A 14,466-nucleotide genomic window follows, 5' to 3' on the forward strand; every position below is an offset into this window, starting at 1 on the left:
GCCCGTTCTACGTGCAGGTGGATGCTCAGTGTCCCACTGCATACTGCCCTCGCCCGGCGGTTCGGGCACGCCGGCGGGTCAGCCGGGGGTGACCAGGCCCGTCTCGTAGGCCAGCACCACGGCCTGCGCCCGGTCCCGCAGGTGCAGCTTGCCGAGCACCTTGCCGACGTGCGTCTTGACGGTCTGCTCGGCCACGAACAGCGACTCCGCGATCTCGACATTCGACAGCCCGCGGGCGATCAGTTCCAACACTTCCCGTTCGCGGGGCGTCAGCGCCGCGAGCTGCGCAGGCTCGCGCCGTGCGGGCGCGCGCCTGCTGGTGACGTCGGCGATGAGCCTGCGGGTCACGGTCGGCGCGAGCAGTGCCTGCCCGTCCGCCACCACCCGGACCGCCCGGATCAGTTCCTCGGCGGGGGCGTCCTTGAGCATGAAGCCACTGGCACCGACGCGCAGCGCCTCGTAGACGTAGTCGTCGATGTCGAAGGTGGTGAGCATCAGCACCCGCACCGGCTTGTCGAACGAGACCGACAGGATCTGCTGCGCCGCCTCCAGCCCGTTCAGGTTCGGCATCCGCACGTCCATCAGGACGACGTCCGGGCGAAGGCGCATCACCTCGTCTACTGCGATCTTCCCGTCTGGGGCGTCGCCGACCACGCTGATGTCGGGCTGCGCGCCGAGCAGCGCGCCAAAACCCTGGCGCACCATCGCCTGATCGTCCGCAATGAATACCGTGATCGCCACCCGATCACCCTATGCCGGGGTGACGTGGCCGCTCGACACCGCCGTCCCCGGCATCGCCGGCACTCGCGCCAGCACCTCGAATCCGCCGTCGGGGCGCGGTTGCGCGACCAGGCTTCCACCCACCGACGAGGCCCGATCGATCATGCCGGTGATGCCGTGCCCACCGGCATGATCGGCGACGGTCGACACAGTGGTACCGACGGGCGGGTCGTTGACCACCGCCATGGTGGCGAGGCCCCCGTCCCGGCCGAGGATGACGCGAACCGGCGCCCCCGGCGCGTGCCGGGCCGCGTTGGACAGCGATTCCTGCAGGATCCGGTACATCGTCAGTCCCGCCGAATCGGACAACCGCTCGGGCATCCCGATCCTGTCCACCTGCACCTGCATGCCCGCCCGCCTGCTTCCCTCCACCAGCTCGTCGATCCGGTCGAGGCCCGGCATCGGGGCGTCCTCGGCGAGCTGGCCGTCGCTGCGGAGCACACCGAGCATGCCCCTGATCTCGTTGAGGGCATCGCGGGCGGTGGCACCGATCGATTCGAACTCCGCCCGTGCCGCGGGCGAGACGTCGTCGATCCGGTACGGCGCGCTCTGCGCCTGCACCACGACCAGCGACATGTGGTGCGCGACGACGTCGTGCAGGTCGCGGGCGATGCGCGCCTTCTCCTCGAGGATCGCCCGCCGCGCCCGCTCGACCTCGGTGACCTCCTCCTGGCGGGCGAGCTGCCGGCGGGAGAGCACCAGCCAGCGGATCAGCAACCCGAACAGCACCAACGCGGTCAGCCCGACCGCCCAGCCCCTGCCGTCCTGGCCAGGGGCGTTCGCGAGGAACAGCAGCGCAGTCGCCATCCACGAGACGCCGACGACGGCGAGCGGCGAGCGCATGCTGACGGCGAGGAGCAGCGCCATGATCACCATGACGTGCACGACCTGCCACGGAAAGTCGTAGTCGTCGGTGCGTTCGAACACCAGTGGGATCACCAGCGCGCCCGCCGCCGAGATCGCCCATCCCAGGGCGGGATTCGACCGAACCAGCAGCAGGGGCAGCGCCGCGAGCCCGGCGATGACCGGCTGCACCCCGGCCGGCACGTGGTGCGTAACCTGCAGCGTCGGCCAGGCGATGGCGAAGAGCACGCCCGTGACGAATACGATGAAGATGTCCACCCACAGACTCGAGCTCACCCGCTTGAGTCGCGGCGCGGCCGCCACGGCGGCGTCATTCGCGACCTTCTTGAGCGCACGATTTGTCTTACTCACATCCAGAACAGTAGGAACCGGGACCCGAAAAGTCCTCATACTGCGGGGTGAGACCGGCGCGGCACCAGGGTATGAGGGCGCCGCACCGACGCCCCCTGCGCGGGGACCCGGGAACCACGCTGCGGGGTGATGTGCCCTGGTCCCGCCGATTCCTAGCGTCTTCTTCATGCGGAAGACGACCTGGACAGCACTGACGGTGGCCGCGGCGGCCGCCCTGACGACCACCCTGATGGCCGACCCGGCCGCTGCGGAGCAGCCTCGCGAGAGCACCCCCACCGCGGCCGCGATCGCCTCGCTCACCACAGCCGATCACGCGGCGCCCGCGTCGTCGATCCCGGCGGACTTCGCCGCCACGATGGGCTACCGCCCGGCCGTCGAATCCGGGATGCTCGTGAACCCGAGCGGCGACTGCTCCTCCCCGGTCACGCTGCCCACCGAGTTCGAGACCGCCTGCAAGGCCCACGATCTCGGCTACGACCTGCTGCGCTATGCAGACCGCCACGGCGCCGCGCTCGGACCGTGGGCACGGAAAAGCCTTGACGCGCAGCTGGACCGGCGGATGCACGGCGCCTGCGACGCGCGCACGGTCGATGCGGCGCGGACCTCCTGCTACGTGATGGCCAACATCGCGAGCGCCGCGGTGACCTCGAACTCCTGGCGGCAGGGATATGTCGCACCTCGACCCGAGCCGATGACCGGTTACGCGCTCGCGGGCGGCGTGGGGGCCGTGCTGATCGTCGGTGCGGTCGCCGCGACCAACCGGCGCGGGCGGGGTACCACCACCGCCGTCGGCGCGGCGACCCGATCGGCGCTCGCATGACCGCCGTGATCGATCGGCCCACCGCGACCGTTGACATCGCCGCCGTCGCGCTGCCCCGGGTACTCACCAGCGTCGCCGTCACGTCGATGGTCGCGGTCTCGCTCGCGCCCTCCCTGCTCCCCCGCAGCGCGGTGGTCCAGGCGGTCCTCACCGGACTGCTGGCGGCGCTCGGCTGGGGTCTCGCGAGCGCGTGGCATCACCTGTCCCGCAGGCTCGGGGCCGGCCGTCCCGCGCCGTCGCGGGAGTCCGCACGGCTGCTGGTGCTGCTGGCGGGCGCGGTGACCGTGGCAGCGGCGATGCTGCTGGCCGATCACTGGCAGGACTCGCTGCGCGTCGCGATGGGCGTGCCGACGGTCGGCGGCGGACATTGGGCACAGGTGGTCGTGGGCGCCGCCGCCATCGCGCTGATCCTGGCGGCCGGGACGAGGGCCGTGGCGGCCGGTGTTCGTCGACTCGGCGCGGTGCGGTCGGCCGCGGTCGTCGCCGCGCTCGCGATCGCAACACAGTTCTGGGCCGGGCCCGCGCTCTGGCAGGCGCGCGCCCAGTCGTATCACGCGGCGAACACGACCGTCGACACCTCACTGCGGCAACCGGTTTCGTCGTCGATCTCCGGAAGCCCCGACTCGCTGACGTCCTGGTCCTCGCTCGGCGCCCAGGGACGCAAGTTCGTCGCCGCCGGGGCGGCCTACGGCGCGGTGCGCACCTACGCGGGCATCGACAGCGCCCCCGACCAGGACGGCCGGGTGCGCCTTGCCGTCCACGAGCTGGAACGCGCAGGCGGCCTGGCCAAGTCCACCGTCGTGGTGGCCGTGCCCACCGGATCCGGCTGGATCGACGGCAACGCCGCGGAGGGTCTCGAGCAGCGCTTCGGCGACGACGTCGCCCTCGTGGGGGTGCAGTACTCCAGCGCCCCGAGCTGGGTGACCTTCCTGTTCGATCGCGATGCGGCCGAGCAGTCCGCGCGGGCGCTGTTCACCGCGGTCTCGGACCGGATCTCGCTGCTGCCCGTAGGGGAACGCCCCCGGCTGTACGTCTACGGGCAGAGCCTCGGCGCGGTGGGCGCGAGCTCGATCTTCCGGAACGAGGAACTGGGCGAGCGGGCCTGCGGCGCCCTCTACGCGGGACCACCCGCAGGCTCAGCCCGCACCGCTGGGGCGGTGGTGCTGGCCAACTCGTCCGATCCGGTGGTGCGATGGTCGCCTCGGCTGTTGCTGCACCCGCCTGCACTGGACCGGACCCGGACCGACGCGCCGCGCCCGGCCTGGCTTCCGGTCGTCAGCTTCGTGCAGACCAGCGTGGACCTGCTCTCGGCCCTGGATGCCCCGGCCGGGCACGGCCACCGGTACGGCACCGACCAGGGCACGGCACTGCCCGACGGCGGCTGCGCCACCGGTGCGGCCCCTGCATGACGTCGATCGCCCGGCATCGCGGTCTTCTTACCGATCAAGGCGGCGGGCACTGGGGCGTCCGTAGCCCCTGGAGCGGATGGTCGGCAGTTCCAACGGCGCCGGCAACGAAGCGCCCACTCGCAGCCCGCACCGACGGTCACTCACGACCACGACGCCCTACCTGGCCGGGCCGCCTGGCGCCGGCAAGTCCAGCGCGCACGAGCACCTGTTCAGCGGCGGCGACCGCACCCATTGGCGCGAACTCGATTCCGACGTGTTCAAGGGCTATCTCCTCGAGGCAGCCATCGACAATGGCTCGCTTCAAGAGATGCTGCCCGAGAACCTCCGAGTGTCAGACCACCAGGGCTACTTCTACCCGAACGAGCTGTCCGCGCTCGTCCATCACGAATCGACCGACCTGGTCGCGACCGCCGCGAAGGACGTGATCGGCCGCGGCGACAACCTCGCTGTTCGCGACGGTGCGGCGCGCTGACGAGCCGGGGTGATCCCCGCAGTCGGCTTCGTGTTCGTCGCCGACGCAGCCTCGATCGTCAGTCGAGGCCTTCGATGATGCGGAAGTCGCGCTCGACGCCGTCAGCAAGTGCGGCCAGCGCCTCCTGGTAGGCCGCACTCGCATGTGCGGCGACGGCCTGTTCGAAGCAATCGAACTCGATCAGGACGGTCCGCTCGCCGATTCCGGCGTCGTGTGCGACGACCCGACCGTCGCGGGCGAGCACCCGCCCGCCCCCGGCCTTGACGGCCGGAGGGGCCAGCTTGTTGTAGGCAGCCAGCTTCTCGGGGTCTGCAATGGTGCGGTAGGCGCTGACCCAGTAGCCCTTGGGCATGGAACCTCCAGTGTTGGGATGAGTGCATCTGACTTACGGGTTGGTCTCGGACGAGCGTCGGCGGGCGAGAGCGACGCTTGTCAGCGTCGTGATCGCCATGGCGCCGATGCCGACCAGCGCCGCGGTGGTGTAGGCGCTGTCGTCGGGGAAGACGTGGCCGGGGCCGGTGCCCGCGGCGAGGATCAGGCCGCCGATGGCGCTGCCCAGGGAGTACCCGACGCTGCGGACGACGTAGTTGAAGCTCATGGCGCTCGACGTCTCGCTCTTGGGGGTGACGGCCAGGATGACACCGGGCATGGCGGCCGAGAAGCTGCCGACGCCGAAGCCCAGCACGCCCATGGCCGCGAGCAGTTCGGCCAGGTTGGACCGGGCGGTGGCGAACAGGACGAACCCGCCGCCGACGATGGCGGCGCTGCCGGCCAGGAGCAGGGGGCCGTCGATCCGTTCGCGGACCCGCGGCGTGAGCTTGCCGGCGACGAATCCCAGCACGGAGAACGGGATGAGGACCAGCCCCGCCACGAAGGTGGTCAGTCCGAAGCCGTAGCCGGCGCTGTGCGGCGTCTGCGCGTAGCGGGTGATGAGCGTGAGCAGGAGGTACATGCCGCTCCCGCCGACGAACATGGCGATGTTCGCCCCGGCGACCGCCGGGTGCCGTACCGCCCGGACGTCGACCAGGGGCGACTTGGTTCGCAGTTCGGAAACGGTCCAGACGCAGAGCAGGAGTAGGGCGGCGACGGCAAGGGTCACCGCCACGGCGAGGTGTCGGCTCCACAGGCTCCCCTCGCCGGCCAGGAACAGGACGAGGAGCAGTCCACCCGCCAGGACGAGCGCACCGGCCACGTTCACGTGAGCGGAGCGGCCTTCGGGAGCTGCGGGCATGGAGCGCCACGCGGTCACGAAGGCGATGGCGGTGACGAGCAGGCCGAGGCCATAGGCGGCTCGCAGTCCGCCGAACTCGGCGAGCAGCGCGGCCAACGGGTAGCCGACGCCGGCTCCGATGATGGAGACCACTGAGATCAGGGCGATCGTGGCCGCGCTGCGCTCCTCGGGAAGATGGTCGCGGGCCACGCCCATCATCAGCGCAGTGAGACCGAGTCCGACGCCTTGGGCCGCTCTGCCCACGAGCAGCCAGGCGAACGGCAGCGGCAGCACGGTGAGCGCGCTGCCGACGACGACGATCGCCAGCGTGGCGAGAATCGTGCCCCGCCGGTGCGGACCGGCTCCGAGCCGGCCGAGGACGGGTGTGGCGACGGCGCCGCTGAGCAGGGCGATGGTCAGCGTCCACTGCGCGCTGTCGAGGGAGACCTGGAACGTGGTCGCCACGCTGGTGATGAGCGGCGTCCCGAGGCTGGCGACCGCCGCAACGACCAGGACGATGAACATCAGGGCGGGGACCAGCAGACGTGCCTCGGAACGTATCCGGGCAGTGCTCATGGTCTGGTCATGAGCCTGGGCCGCGGTCACCGGTCCGACTCCTCTCGGGCGTGGCCTTCGAGCTCCGCCAGATGCAGCAGCGCCGGAAGGGCTGCTGCCAAGGCCTCGATCTCGTCACCGGTGAGTTCGTCGATCAACCGCGCGTACGCGTCGACGCCCGCCTGGCGTCGCGTCCGGACGTACGACGCGCCGGCCTCGGTCAGGCACACCAGCGTGACCCGCTTATCGGACGGATCGCCCTTCCGCTCGACCAGCCCGGATGCCTCCATCACCCGGACCAGGACGGTCATCGCGGGCTGGGTGACGGCCTCGGCCACCGCCAGATCGGTGATCCGTCGCGGGCCGGTCTTGTCCAGGGTGGCCAAGGTGGCGGCGGACGTCAGGCTCATGTCGCGGGGAAGGCGTCTCACGGCCCTGGTGGCCAGACCGTAGAGGGCTGACCCGATGGCATCGGAAGCGCCGTGCGCGGCGTCTCGGCGACTCATGCCTGAAGCATAGCAACTTTATATAAATCCTTTATGCATCTCCCGATCGGGGTTCGGCGAAATCGACACTTTCTTCGTCGTACCGGACACTCCCCCGGCCGAGTGCTGTATTTGAAAACCTGGCTATTTGGGTATCCGGTAGGCATGTTCACTGGATACGCGCGGTGCGCCGCCCAGGGCGATGACGAACGCGAGCAGCGTGCGGCACTCGTCGAGCTCGGGGTGCCAGCGGACCGGATCTTCGTCGATCACGGGTTGACCGGCACCGACCGTGAACGCGAGGGATTGCCTGCCGCGCTCGCCGGGTTGTCGACCGGCGACACCCTGGTCGTCACGAAGCTGGAGCGTCTCGCGTGGTCAGTAGCCGACCTGAGTCACACGGTCACCAAACTCGAGGACCGGGGCGTGAAGCTGTCGTTCGACGGCGAGACGTACGACGCCGCGGATCCGATCGGGCGGAAGGTGTTCGCCATTCTCGGCACGACGTTCGCCGAGTTCGATTCCGGGCTGATCCGCCTGCGGACCTCGGGCGGGGTGGCCAAGGCCAAAGCTGAGGGGAAGTACCGGGGCCGCGTGCTCAAGCTCTCTCCCGAGCAGCAGAGCGAGCTGTTCGACCGGCACCAGTCCGGCAAGTACAAGATCGCCGAGCTGCAGAGCATGTACGACCTCAGCATGAAGGCGGTCTACAACTACGTGGACAGGGAAAGGCCGCCCGCGCAGCGAAGTAGATGCTGCGGTAGCTAGCGGCGACGACGCTGGCCGCGCATTGCCCCACTGAAGCGGTCGAGCTTCCCAGGGTCAGGACGGTGCGCAGGGCGTTGTGAACGGCGGTGGGGACCTTATCCCGTCCCGCCTGGGTGTAGCTGGCTGCGATGATCGTCGGGTCGTGCGGCTGACTGGCTGCGAGTGCGTCGCCGATCGCGGTGAAGATCGGGCGGTGGAAGGGGTTCTCGAAGTTGTCTTCCCGCATGTGGGTGAACAGGAATCGCAGGGTCGTTTCGTCGCGGGACCACAGGGCCGCGCACAGCAGATGTGCTTCTGGGTCCAGATCCATTTCGACATAGTCGATTTCCGGATCCGCGTCTGGCTCGTGTGTGTGGTGTTCCGTCATGTCTCCCCCCTCCCCCCCTCGGGGCGGGCCAGGCGTCTCGCACCCGGCCCGCCAGTCTCGATCAAGCGTTGCTGCTGGCCTTCTCGACCTTGGCCGACCAGGACCGGTAGCCGGTGTCGGCGGTGCTCGACCACCATGGCCCGGCGCGCCCGTAGGCGCCGTCCTCGAGCACCTTCTCAGCCTTCTCGATGTTCCAGATGGACGGATCCACCTGCGGGGCAATCAGCTCGGGCGCACCGCCGCCAGGACCAGGTCGAGCAGGGAGTCCACATACGCCTCGGTCAGGCCTCCCAGCCCGAGCGCCCAACGGGTTTGGACAGGCCCGACCAGCAGGTCGACCGCGACCTCCAGGTCGGCGTCCGCCCGGATCGCGCCGGACAGGGCCGCGACCCGGAGCCGCTCGCGAATCGCCTCGCGCTGCGGCGCGAGCAGCCGATCGCGGTAGATCTCGGCGAGGTCCGGATCCGACTGGATCTCGATCATGACCGCGCGGAGGAAGGCATCGAAGCGCGGTTCGGTCATCTCCGCCACGGTGGCGCGCAGGAACAGCGCGAGATCCGCACGCAGGTCACCGGTTTCGGGCAGGGCGACCCCGTCCGGGCCGCCGGACAGCTCAAGCAGCGCGTCGAACAGCACCGCCCCTTTGGTCGGCCACCAGCGGTAGATCGTCTGCTTGCCCACGCCCGCGCGCGCCGCGATCGCCTCGATCGTCAGCCGGCCGTAGGGCACCTCGAAGACCAGCTCCGCGGTGGCGGTGAGGATCGCCGACCGGGCGCGCTCGCTGCGCCGCGCAGGCGCGGCCTTGGGTTCGGGTGTCATTCGCCCACCGTATCAGCGAGACGAGACGTTGCGTCTTGACACACCCTCATTGCGATGCCACTGTGGTTCACGAGACGCACCGTCTCGCGAACTCACCCGAGGAGGCCACGATTCCCACCACCGAACCCCGCACCTGGTTCATCACCGGCGCCGGACGCGGACTCGGACACGCCTTCGCCACCGCCGCGCTCGACGCAGGCGATCGGGTGGTCGCCACCGCCCGCGACGCGACGACCCTCCTGAACCTGGAGGCCGCCCACCCGGGGCGCGTGGCCGCGCTACGACTGGACGTGACCGATCGCGACGCCGCCGCCGAGGCCGTTGCGCGGGCCGTCGACCGGTTCGGCCGGATCGACGTCGTCGTCAACAACGCCGGGTACGGACTGATGGGCGCCGTCGAGGAGATCACCGAGGACCAGGCCAGGTCCCAGATGGAGACGAATTTCTTTGGCGCCCTGTGGGTCACCCAGGCCGTCATACCGCAGCTGCGAGCGCAGGGATCGGGACACATCATCCAGATCTCCAGCGTCGGCGCGGTCGGCGCGATGCCCACCTTCGGCCTCTACAACGCGAGCAAATGGGCCCTCGAGGGCTTCAGCGCCTCGGCAGCCGAGGAGCTCCGCCCGTTCGGGATCTCGGTGACGATGGCGCAACTCGGCGGTTTCGACACTGATTGGGCGGGCTCGAGCATGAGGTTCGCGACCGCGAACCCCGCCTACGACGAGACCCGTCTCGCCATCCTCGGGACCGCGGCATATCCGGACCCGAGCGCCCCGCCGCAGGCGGAGCCCGAGGACTCCGATCCCGAGTGGGTCGACGCCCCACCCGCGGAGGCGGCGGCCGCGCTCCTCGCATTGGTGGACAACCCGCACCCGCCGGTACGCCAGATCATCGGCACCGGCGCCCATCAGATGGTGAACATGGCCCTCGCCGCCCGCCGAGCGGATTACGAGGCGGACGCCGAGTTCGTCTGGCCGTAGCGCTCACACCCTTGCCTCCTCGCCCCCGGCGGGGGGAGCCTTGATGAATGCACACCGTGCTGATCCTCGGCGCCGGGTTCGGAGGACTCGAGCTGGCCGCGTGTCTGTCCGAATCGGTCGCCGACGAGGCCCGCGTCGTGCTCGTCGACAAGAGCGACTCGTTCATGTTCGGGTTCGCGAAGATGGACCTCCTCTTCAAGGGCGCGACCGAAGAATCGGTCCGGATTCCGTACCGCGACCTCACCCGGCCGGGCGTCGAGTTCCGGCAGGAGACGGTGACCTCGATCGATCCGAGAAACCGCCGGGTGATCACCGACCGGTCCGAGTACGAGCCGGACACCCTGGTGGTCGCGCTCGGCGCCGACTACGAGCCCGGCGCGACCCCGGGATTCCTGGCGGACGGGCACGAGTTCTACTCGGTCGACGGCGTCGGCCGGCTGCGCGCCCGGCTCGACGAGTTCACCGGCGGCAGGGTGGTGCTCGGCATCCTGAGCGTCCCGTTCAAGTGCCCGCCCGCACCCTATGAGGGCACCCTGCTCCTGCACGACGAACTGGTCCGGCGCGGACTGCGCGACCGGACGAGCATCCACGTGCTCAGCCCGATGGACTCGCCGATCCCGGTGTCGGCGGGAACCTCCACAGCCCTCGTCGAGGCGCTCGTGGAACGCGGCATCGAGTACTCGCCGGGACGCCTGGTCCACGCGCTCGACCCGTCGGCGCACCGCGCCCGCACGCGTGCAGGAGACCTCGATTACGACCTGTTCATCGGGATCCCGGCACACCGCGTGCCTGCCGTCGTCGCCGCCTCCGGCCTGACGGAGGGCGGAACGGACGGCTGGATCGCCGTCGACCAGTGCACGCTCGCCACGCCCTTCCCTGGCGTCTATGCCATCGGGGACTGCGCAGACGCCCCCGTCCCCCTGGCCGGGGCGTTCGCCGAGGACGCCGCCCGCACGGTCGCCCCGGTCATCGCCGCCAGGGCGCGATCAGAGCCTCAACCCGAGGTGAAGTACAGCGGCAGGGGCGCCTGCCACATCGAGTTCGGCGGCGGCCTGGTCGGCAAGGTGGACGCGGACTTCCTGTCCGGTCCGGCGCCCGTCGCTCCGTTCGTCGCGCCGTCGGCCGAGTTGGCCCGAGAGAAGGCGGAATTCGCCGCGGCCCGGCGTCGCCGGTGGTTCTCCGGCTGACCCGGCAGGAAAACGCCGAACGGGCGGTTATCGGGACATCGGTCTAGTGACCGAACCGATAACCGCCCGCTCGTGAGCGCGCGACGAATGTCAGCGCACGATGGGTCCGCGCGCGGCCTCGTAGGCCGCGCCCACCCGGTACAGCCGCTCGTCGGCCATCGCCGGGGCCATGATCTGCAGGCCGACGGGCAGCCCGTCGTCCGAGGACAGACCCGAGGGCACCGACATCGCGCAGTGCCCGGCCAGGTTGGTCGGCAGGGTGCACAGGTCGGAGAGGTACATCGCGAGCGGATCGTTGACCTTCTCCCCCAGCTTCCATGGGGTGAAGGGGCTGGTGGGCGAGACCAGCACGTCGACCGACTCGTAGGCCTTGTCGAAGTCGCGCGCGATGAGCGTGCGGACCTTCAGCGCCGAGCCGTAGTAGGCGTCGTAGTAGCCGGAGGACAGCGCATAGGTGCCGATCATGATGCGGCGCTTGACCTCCTTGCCGAATCCGGCGGCCCGGGTCGCGGCCATCACCTGGTCGGCGCTCATGTTGCCGTCGTCGACCCGCATGCCGTACCGCATCGCGTCGAAGCGCGCCAGGTTCGAGGAGACCTCGCTCGGCAGGATCAGGTAGTAGGCCGCGAGCGCGTGCAGGAAGTTCGGGCAGGAGACCTCGACGACCTCGGCACCGAGCTCGGTGAGCTGCGCGACGGCCGCGTCGAAGGAGGCGATGACGCCGGGCTGGTAGCTCTCCGAGTGCAATTCCTTGACGACGCCGACGCGCACGCCCTTGAGGTCGCCGCTCGCACCCTGACGGGCGGCCTCGACCACGGGACGGACCGGCGCGTTCACCGAGGTGGAATCGCGCGGGTCGTGGCCTGCGATCACCTCGTGCAGGAGCGCGGTGTCGAGGACGCTGCGGCCACACGGGCCGCCCTGGTCCAGCGAGGACGCGCACGCGACCAGACCGAACCGGGACACCGTGCCGTAGGTGGGCTTGGTGCCGACGGTGGCGGTCACGGCCGCGGGCTGACGGATCGATCCGCCGGTGTCCGTGCCGATGGCCAGCGGCGCCTGGTTGGAGGCGAGCGCGGCGGCCGAACCGCCGCCGGAGCCGCCCGGGATCCTGGTGGTGTCCCACGGGTTGCGGGTGGGTCCGTAGGCCGAGTTCTCCGTGGACGATCCCATCGCGAACTCGTCCATGTTGGTCTTGCCCAGCACCGGGATGCCGGCCTCGCGCAGCTTGGTGGTCAGCGTCGCGTCGTACGGCGACGCCCAGCCCTCGAGGATCTTCGATCCGCAGGTGGTGGGCATGTCGGTGGTGGTGAACACGTCCTTGAGCGCGAGCGGGACACCGGCAAGCGCGGAGGCGGGCGCCTGGCCGGAGCCGATGGCGTCGTCCACGGACTTGGCGGCGCTCAGCGCCTGCTCCCCCGCCACGTGCAGGAAGGCATTGATCTCGCCGTCGACCGCGGCGATGCGGTCCAGGTGCGCCTGGGTGACCTCGACGGAGGACACCTCGCGGGCATGGATCTTCGAGGCGAGGACGGAGGCGTCCAACGCGGTCAGGTCGGTGGTCACTGCTCTTCCCCCAGGATCTGCGGCACGGCGAAACGGTCCTGCTCGACGGCGGGCGCGCCGGAGAGCGCCTGCTCGGGGGTGAGTCCTGGAACGATGACATCCGGGCGCGTCACGTTGGTGATCGCATTGGGGTTCGCGGAGGGCGGCACATCGTCCGTGGCGACCTCGGCCACCGTCTTGACATGGCTGAGGATCGAATCGAGCTGACCGGCGAACTCGTCGAGTTCGGCGTCGGACAGCGCGAGCCGGGACAGCCGGGCGAGGTGGGCGACCTCGTCACGGGAGATGGCAGGCACCGCGTGGGCCCCTTTCAGGTCGGAGACAGCGATCGGCCCCTAGCCTAGAGCGTCACCGCCCGGCCGCCACAGCCAGAGCCGGGGCCGGACGCGCCCCGGCGCGCGATGCGACTTCATTTCCGCGGCGGAACGATCACATGTCGCCCGTGTCACCGAACCGCGGCGAGCTGGGAGTCCGACAGGCAGCGGCGAATTCGCGGACACGTCCGGGCGGCACGCGGACCGCCAACGGTGCAAGGATGGGGTCACGGCGAACCCACCGTTCCCCGACCACCCGCAATAGAAGGAACGCCCCGTGTCGTATCTCCTGCGTGTCCAGCTCCCCGATCGTCCAGGAAGCCTGGGCTCGCTGGCCGTCGCGCTCGGCTCGGTCGGAGCCGACATCCTCTCCCTCGACGTGGTCGAGCGGGGCGCCGGGTACGCGGTCGACGACCTCGTCGTCGACGTGGCGCACGGCTCGTTGCCGGACACCCTGCTGACCGCCGCGGAACAGCTCGCCGGCGTGCGCGTCGACTCGATCCGGCCCTACACCGGAATCCTCGACACCCACCGGGAACTGGAGCTGATCGATCAGGTCGCCACGGCCACCGACGACCGGCTCCAGGTCCTCGTCGACGGCGCCCCCCGAGTGCTGAGGGTCGGCTGGGCGACGGTGATCGGTATCGGCTCGCGCGGGACGTACCGGGTGGTCGGCAGCTCGGGAGCCCCCGAAACCCATGCCGGGGAAGCGCCGTGGATGCCGCTGACCAAGCCGACGGTCCTCGACGGCGAGGACGACTGGGTGCCGACGGTGTGGAAGGACATGAACACCACGCTCGCGGCGGCCCCCCTCGGGCATTCCGATCAGGCGCTGCTGCTCGGCCGCCCGGGCGGACCGGAGTTCCGGCCGTCCGAGATCGCGCGGCTCGGCTACCTGGCCGGCATCGTGGCGACCGTGCTCAGCTAGTCCCGCCCTGCCGGCTCAGACGAACTCGCGCACCAGCACGGTGAGCGCGACGCCCGGCATCGGCTCCCAGTCGCGCTGGGGCGCGGGGACGAAGTCGTTGCGATCGTAGATGCGGCGAGCGTCGACCATGTCGGCCTCCGTCGAGATCACCACGCGCGCGAGCCCTCGGTCGTAGGCCTCGTCCAGGACGTGCTTCACCAGAGCCGAGCCCACGCCCTTGCCGCGGGCGGTCGGCGCGACCGCGAGCATCCGGAACTCCAGTTCGCCCGGCTCCGCGACATCGGCGAAGGGAGTGCCGGGCTCCGCGATCGTCAGCGAACCGACGATCTCGTCGCCTGCGACGGCCACCACGACCTCGGCGTGCTCCGCGCGGGTCGCGGTATCGCGCAGGCGGTTCACGTACGTGCTCGTGTCCGACACGAATCCACCGTCGACGTAGACGTCGACGGTCAGCTCGCCGATGGTGTCGTAGTCGGCTGGCGTTGCGGGGCGAATCTCGATCATGGCGTCACTATCGCAGGACTTTCGTGAGATCCGGTCACGCGTGCGGGCCGATTGTGAACAACCTCACCCCCCGACCAGGGCCGACGTGAG

Annotated in this window: 18 protein-coding genes; 7 read left to right on the forward strand and 11 right to left on the reverse strand. The window is 70.3% G+C overall.

Going from position 1 to position 14,466, the window contains the following annotated elements:
- Positions 1 to 78: 78 nt before the first annotated feature.
- Together C8K38_RS22275 and C8K38_RS22280 are read right to left on the reverse strand one after the other, a co-directional pair.
- The gene (locus tag C8K38_RS22275; RefSeq protein WP_097213578.1) at positions 79 to 741 is read right to left on the reverse strand and encodes a response regulator; all 663 of its coding nucleotides are present in this window, start codon (positions 739 to 741) and stop codon (positions 79 to 81) included.
- A gap of 9 nt (positions 742 to 750) precedes the next feature.
- A complete protein-coding gene (locus C8K38_RS22280; protein WP_373560288.1) occupies positions 751 to 1,995 on the reverse strand; it encodes a sensor histidine kinase in 1,245 nt (414 codons plus the stop codon).
- A gap of 166 nt (positions 1,996 to 2,161) precedes the next feature.
- Between C8K38_RS22280 and C8K38_RS22285 the strand changes: the two genes are divergently transcribed.
- From C8K38_RS22285 to C8K38_RS22295, 3 genes are all read left to right on the forward strand, one after another.
- A complete protein-coding gene (locus C8K38_RS22285; RefSeq protein WP_097213580.1) occupies positions 2,162 to 2,815 on the forward strand; it encodes a hypothetical protein in 654 nt (217 codons plus the stop codon).
- Positions 2,812 to 4,224, forward strand: coding sequence for an alpha/beta-hydrolase family protein (locus C8K38_RS22290; RefSeq protein ID WP_097213581.1), 1,413 nt, complete (start codon positions 2,812 to 2,814; stop codon positions 4,222 to 4,224). The genes C8K38_RS22285 and C8K38_RS22290 overlap by 4 nt, the downstream gene beginning before the upstream one ends.
- A gap of 76 nt (positions 4,225 to 4,300) precedes the next feature.
- A complete protein-coding gene (locus C8K38_RS22295) occupies positions 4,301 to 4,696 on the forward strand; it encodes a hypothetical protein (RefSeq protein WP_097213582.1) in 396 nt (131 codons plus the stop codon).
- A gap of 58 nt (positions 4,697 to 4,754) precedes the next feature.
- Here the strand turns inward: C8K38_RS22295 and C8K38_RS22300 are convergent, their stop codons facing one another.
- The 3 genes from C8K38_RS22300 to C8K38_RS22310 are packed head-to-tail and all read right to left on the reverse strand — an operon-like array spanning position 4,755 to position 6,967.
- Complete coding sequence (locus C8K38_RS22300; protein WP_097213583.1) at positions 4,755 to 5,048, reverse strand: DUF1330 domain-containing protein; 294 nt, start codon at positions 5,046 to 5,048, stop codon at positions 4,755 to 4,757.
- A 33-nt stretch (positions 5,049 to 5,081) separates the two neighbouring features.
- Complete coding sequence (locus C8K38_RS22305; RefSeq protein WP_209925888.1) at positions 5,082 to 6,512, reverse strand: MFS transporter; 1,431 nt, start codon at positions 6,510 to 6,512, stop codon at positions 5,082 to 5,084.
- Positions 6,509 to 6,967: a MarR family winged helix-turn-helix transcriptional regulator gene (locus C8K38_RS22310; RefSeq protein WP_245220878.1), complete on the reverse strand. Its 459-nt coding sequence runs from the start codon at positions 6,965 to 6,967 to the stop codon at positions 6,509 to 6,511. Before C8K38_RS22310 ends, C8K38_RS22305 begins: the two co-directional genes overlap by 4 nt.
- 144 nt (positions 6,968 to 7,111) lie before the next feature.
- Between C8K38_RS22310 and C8K38_RS22315 the strand changes: the two genes are divergently transcribed.
- Positions 7,112 to 7,711 (forward strand): recombinase family protein, encoded by a 600-nt coding sequence (locus C8K38_RS22315; RefSeq protein ID WP_097213585.1) that lies wholly within the window; start codon positions 7,112 to 7,114, stop codon positions 7,709 to 7,711.
- On the opposite strand, the gene C8K38_RS22320 is transcribed toward C8K38_RS22315, so the two are convergent.
- The 3 genes from C8K38_RS22320 to C8K38_RS22325 all read right to left on the reverse strand — a co-directional run bounded on the left by C8K38_RS22320 (position 7,635) and on the right by C8K38_RS22325 (position 8,897).
- Positions 7,635 to 8,078 (reverse strand): DnaB-like helicase N-terminal domain-containing protein, encoded by a 444-nt coding sequence (locus tag C8K38_RS22320; protein ID WP_097213586.1) that lies wholly within the window; start codon positions 8,076 to 8,078, stop codon positions 7,635 to 7,637. The two genes, C8K38_RS22315 and C8K38_RS22320, sit on opposite strands and share 77 nt — an antisense overlap.
- A 61-nt stretch (positions 8,079 to 8,139) precedes the next feature.
- Entirely contained in the window at positions 8,140 to 8,289 is a 150-nt protein-coding gene (locus C8K38_RS27300) for a hypothetical protein (protein WP_179800678.1), read from the reverse strand.
- A gap of 11 nt (positions 8,290 to 8,300) precedes the next feature.
- Positions 8,301 to 8,897, reverse strand: coding sequence for a TetR/AcrR family transcriptional regulator (locus C8K38_RS22325; protein ID WP_097213587.1), 597 nt, complete (start codon positions 8,895 to 8,897; stop codon positions 8,301 to 8,303).
- Positions 8,898 to 9,007: 110 nt separating this feature from the next.
- On the opposite strand from C8K38_RS22325, the gene C8K38_RS22330 reads away from it, so the two are divergent.
- Positions 9,008 to 9,877, forward strand: coding sequence for an SDR family NAD(P)-dependent oxidoreductase (locus C8K38_RS22330; RefSeq protein WP_097213664.1), 870 nt, complete (start codon positions 9,008 to 9,010; stop codon positions 9,875 to 9,877).
- 47 nt (positions 9,878 to 9,924) lie between these two features.
- Positions 9,925 to 11,064 (forward strand): NAD(P)/FAD-dependent oxidoreductase, encoded by a 1,140-nt coding sequence (locus tag C8K38_RS22335; protein ID WP_097213588.1) that lies wholly within the window; start codon positions 9,925 to 9,927, stop codon positions 11,062 to 11,064.
- 90 nt (positions 11,065 to 11,154) lie between these two features.
- Here C8K38_RS22335 and gatA read toward each other — a convergent pair whose 3' ends face one another.
- Entirely contained in the window at positions 11,155 to 12,630 is a 1,476-nt protein-coding gene (gene gatA / locus C8K38_RS22340; protein ID WP_097213589.1) for an Asp-tRNA(Asn)/Glu-tRNA(Gln) amidotransferase subunit GatA, read from the reverse strand.
- Positions 12,627 to 12,926, reverse strand: a complete 300-nt coding sequence (gatC, locus tag C8K38_RS22345; protein WP_027499190.1) for an Asp-tRNA(Asn)/Glu-tRNA(Gln) amidotransferase subunit GatC — start codon at positions 12,924 to 12,926, stop codon at positions 12,627 to 12,629. Before gatC ends, gatA begins: the two co-directional genes overlap by 4 nt.
- 295 nt (positions 12,927 to 13,221) lie before the next feature.
- Here gatC and C8K38_RS22350 point away from each other — a divergent pair, with 295 nt between their 5' ends.
- Positions 13,222 to 13,872 carry an amino acid-binding protein gene (locus C8K38_RS22350; protein ID WP_097213590.1) on the forward strand — a complete coding sequence of 217 codons (651 nt, stop codon included), beginning with the start codon at positions 13,222 to 13,224 and terminating at the stop codon, positions 13,870 to 13,872.
- 15 nt (positions 13,873 to 13,887) lie between these two features.
- Here C8K38_RS22350 and C8K38_RS22355 read toward each other — a convergent pair whose 3' ends face one another.
- Positions 13,888 to 14,376, reverse strand: a complete 489-nt coding sequence (locus C8K38_RS22355) for a GNAT family N-acetyltransferase (protein ID WP_097213591.1) — start codon at positions 14,374 to 14,376, stop codon at positions 13,888 to 13,890.
- Between the last annotated feature and the right edge of the window lie 90 nt (positions 14,377 to 14,466).

Origin of the sequence: Rhodococcus sp. OK611 (assembly GCF_003050885.1) — a bacterium.
Taxonomy (GTDB): Bacteria; Actinomycetota; Actinomycetes; order Mycobacteriales; family Mycobacteriaceae; genus Rhodococcus_G; species Rhodococcus_G oryzae.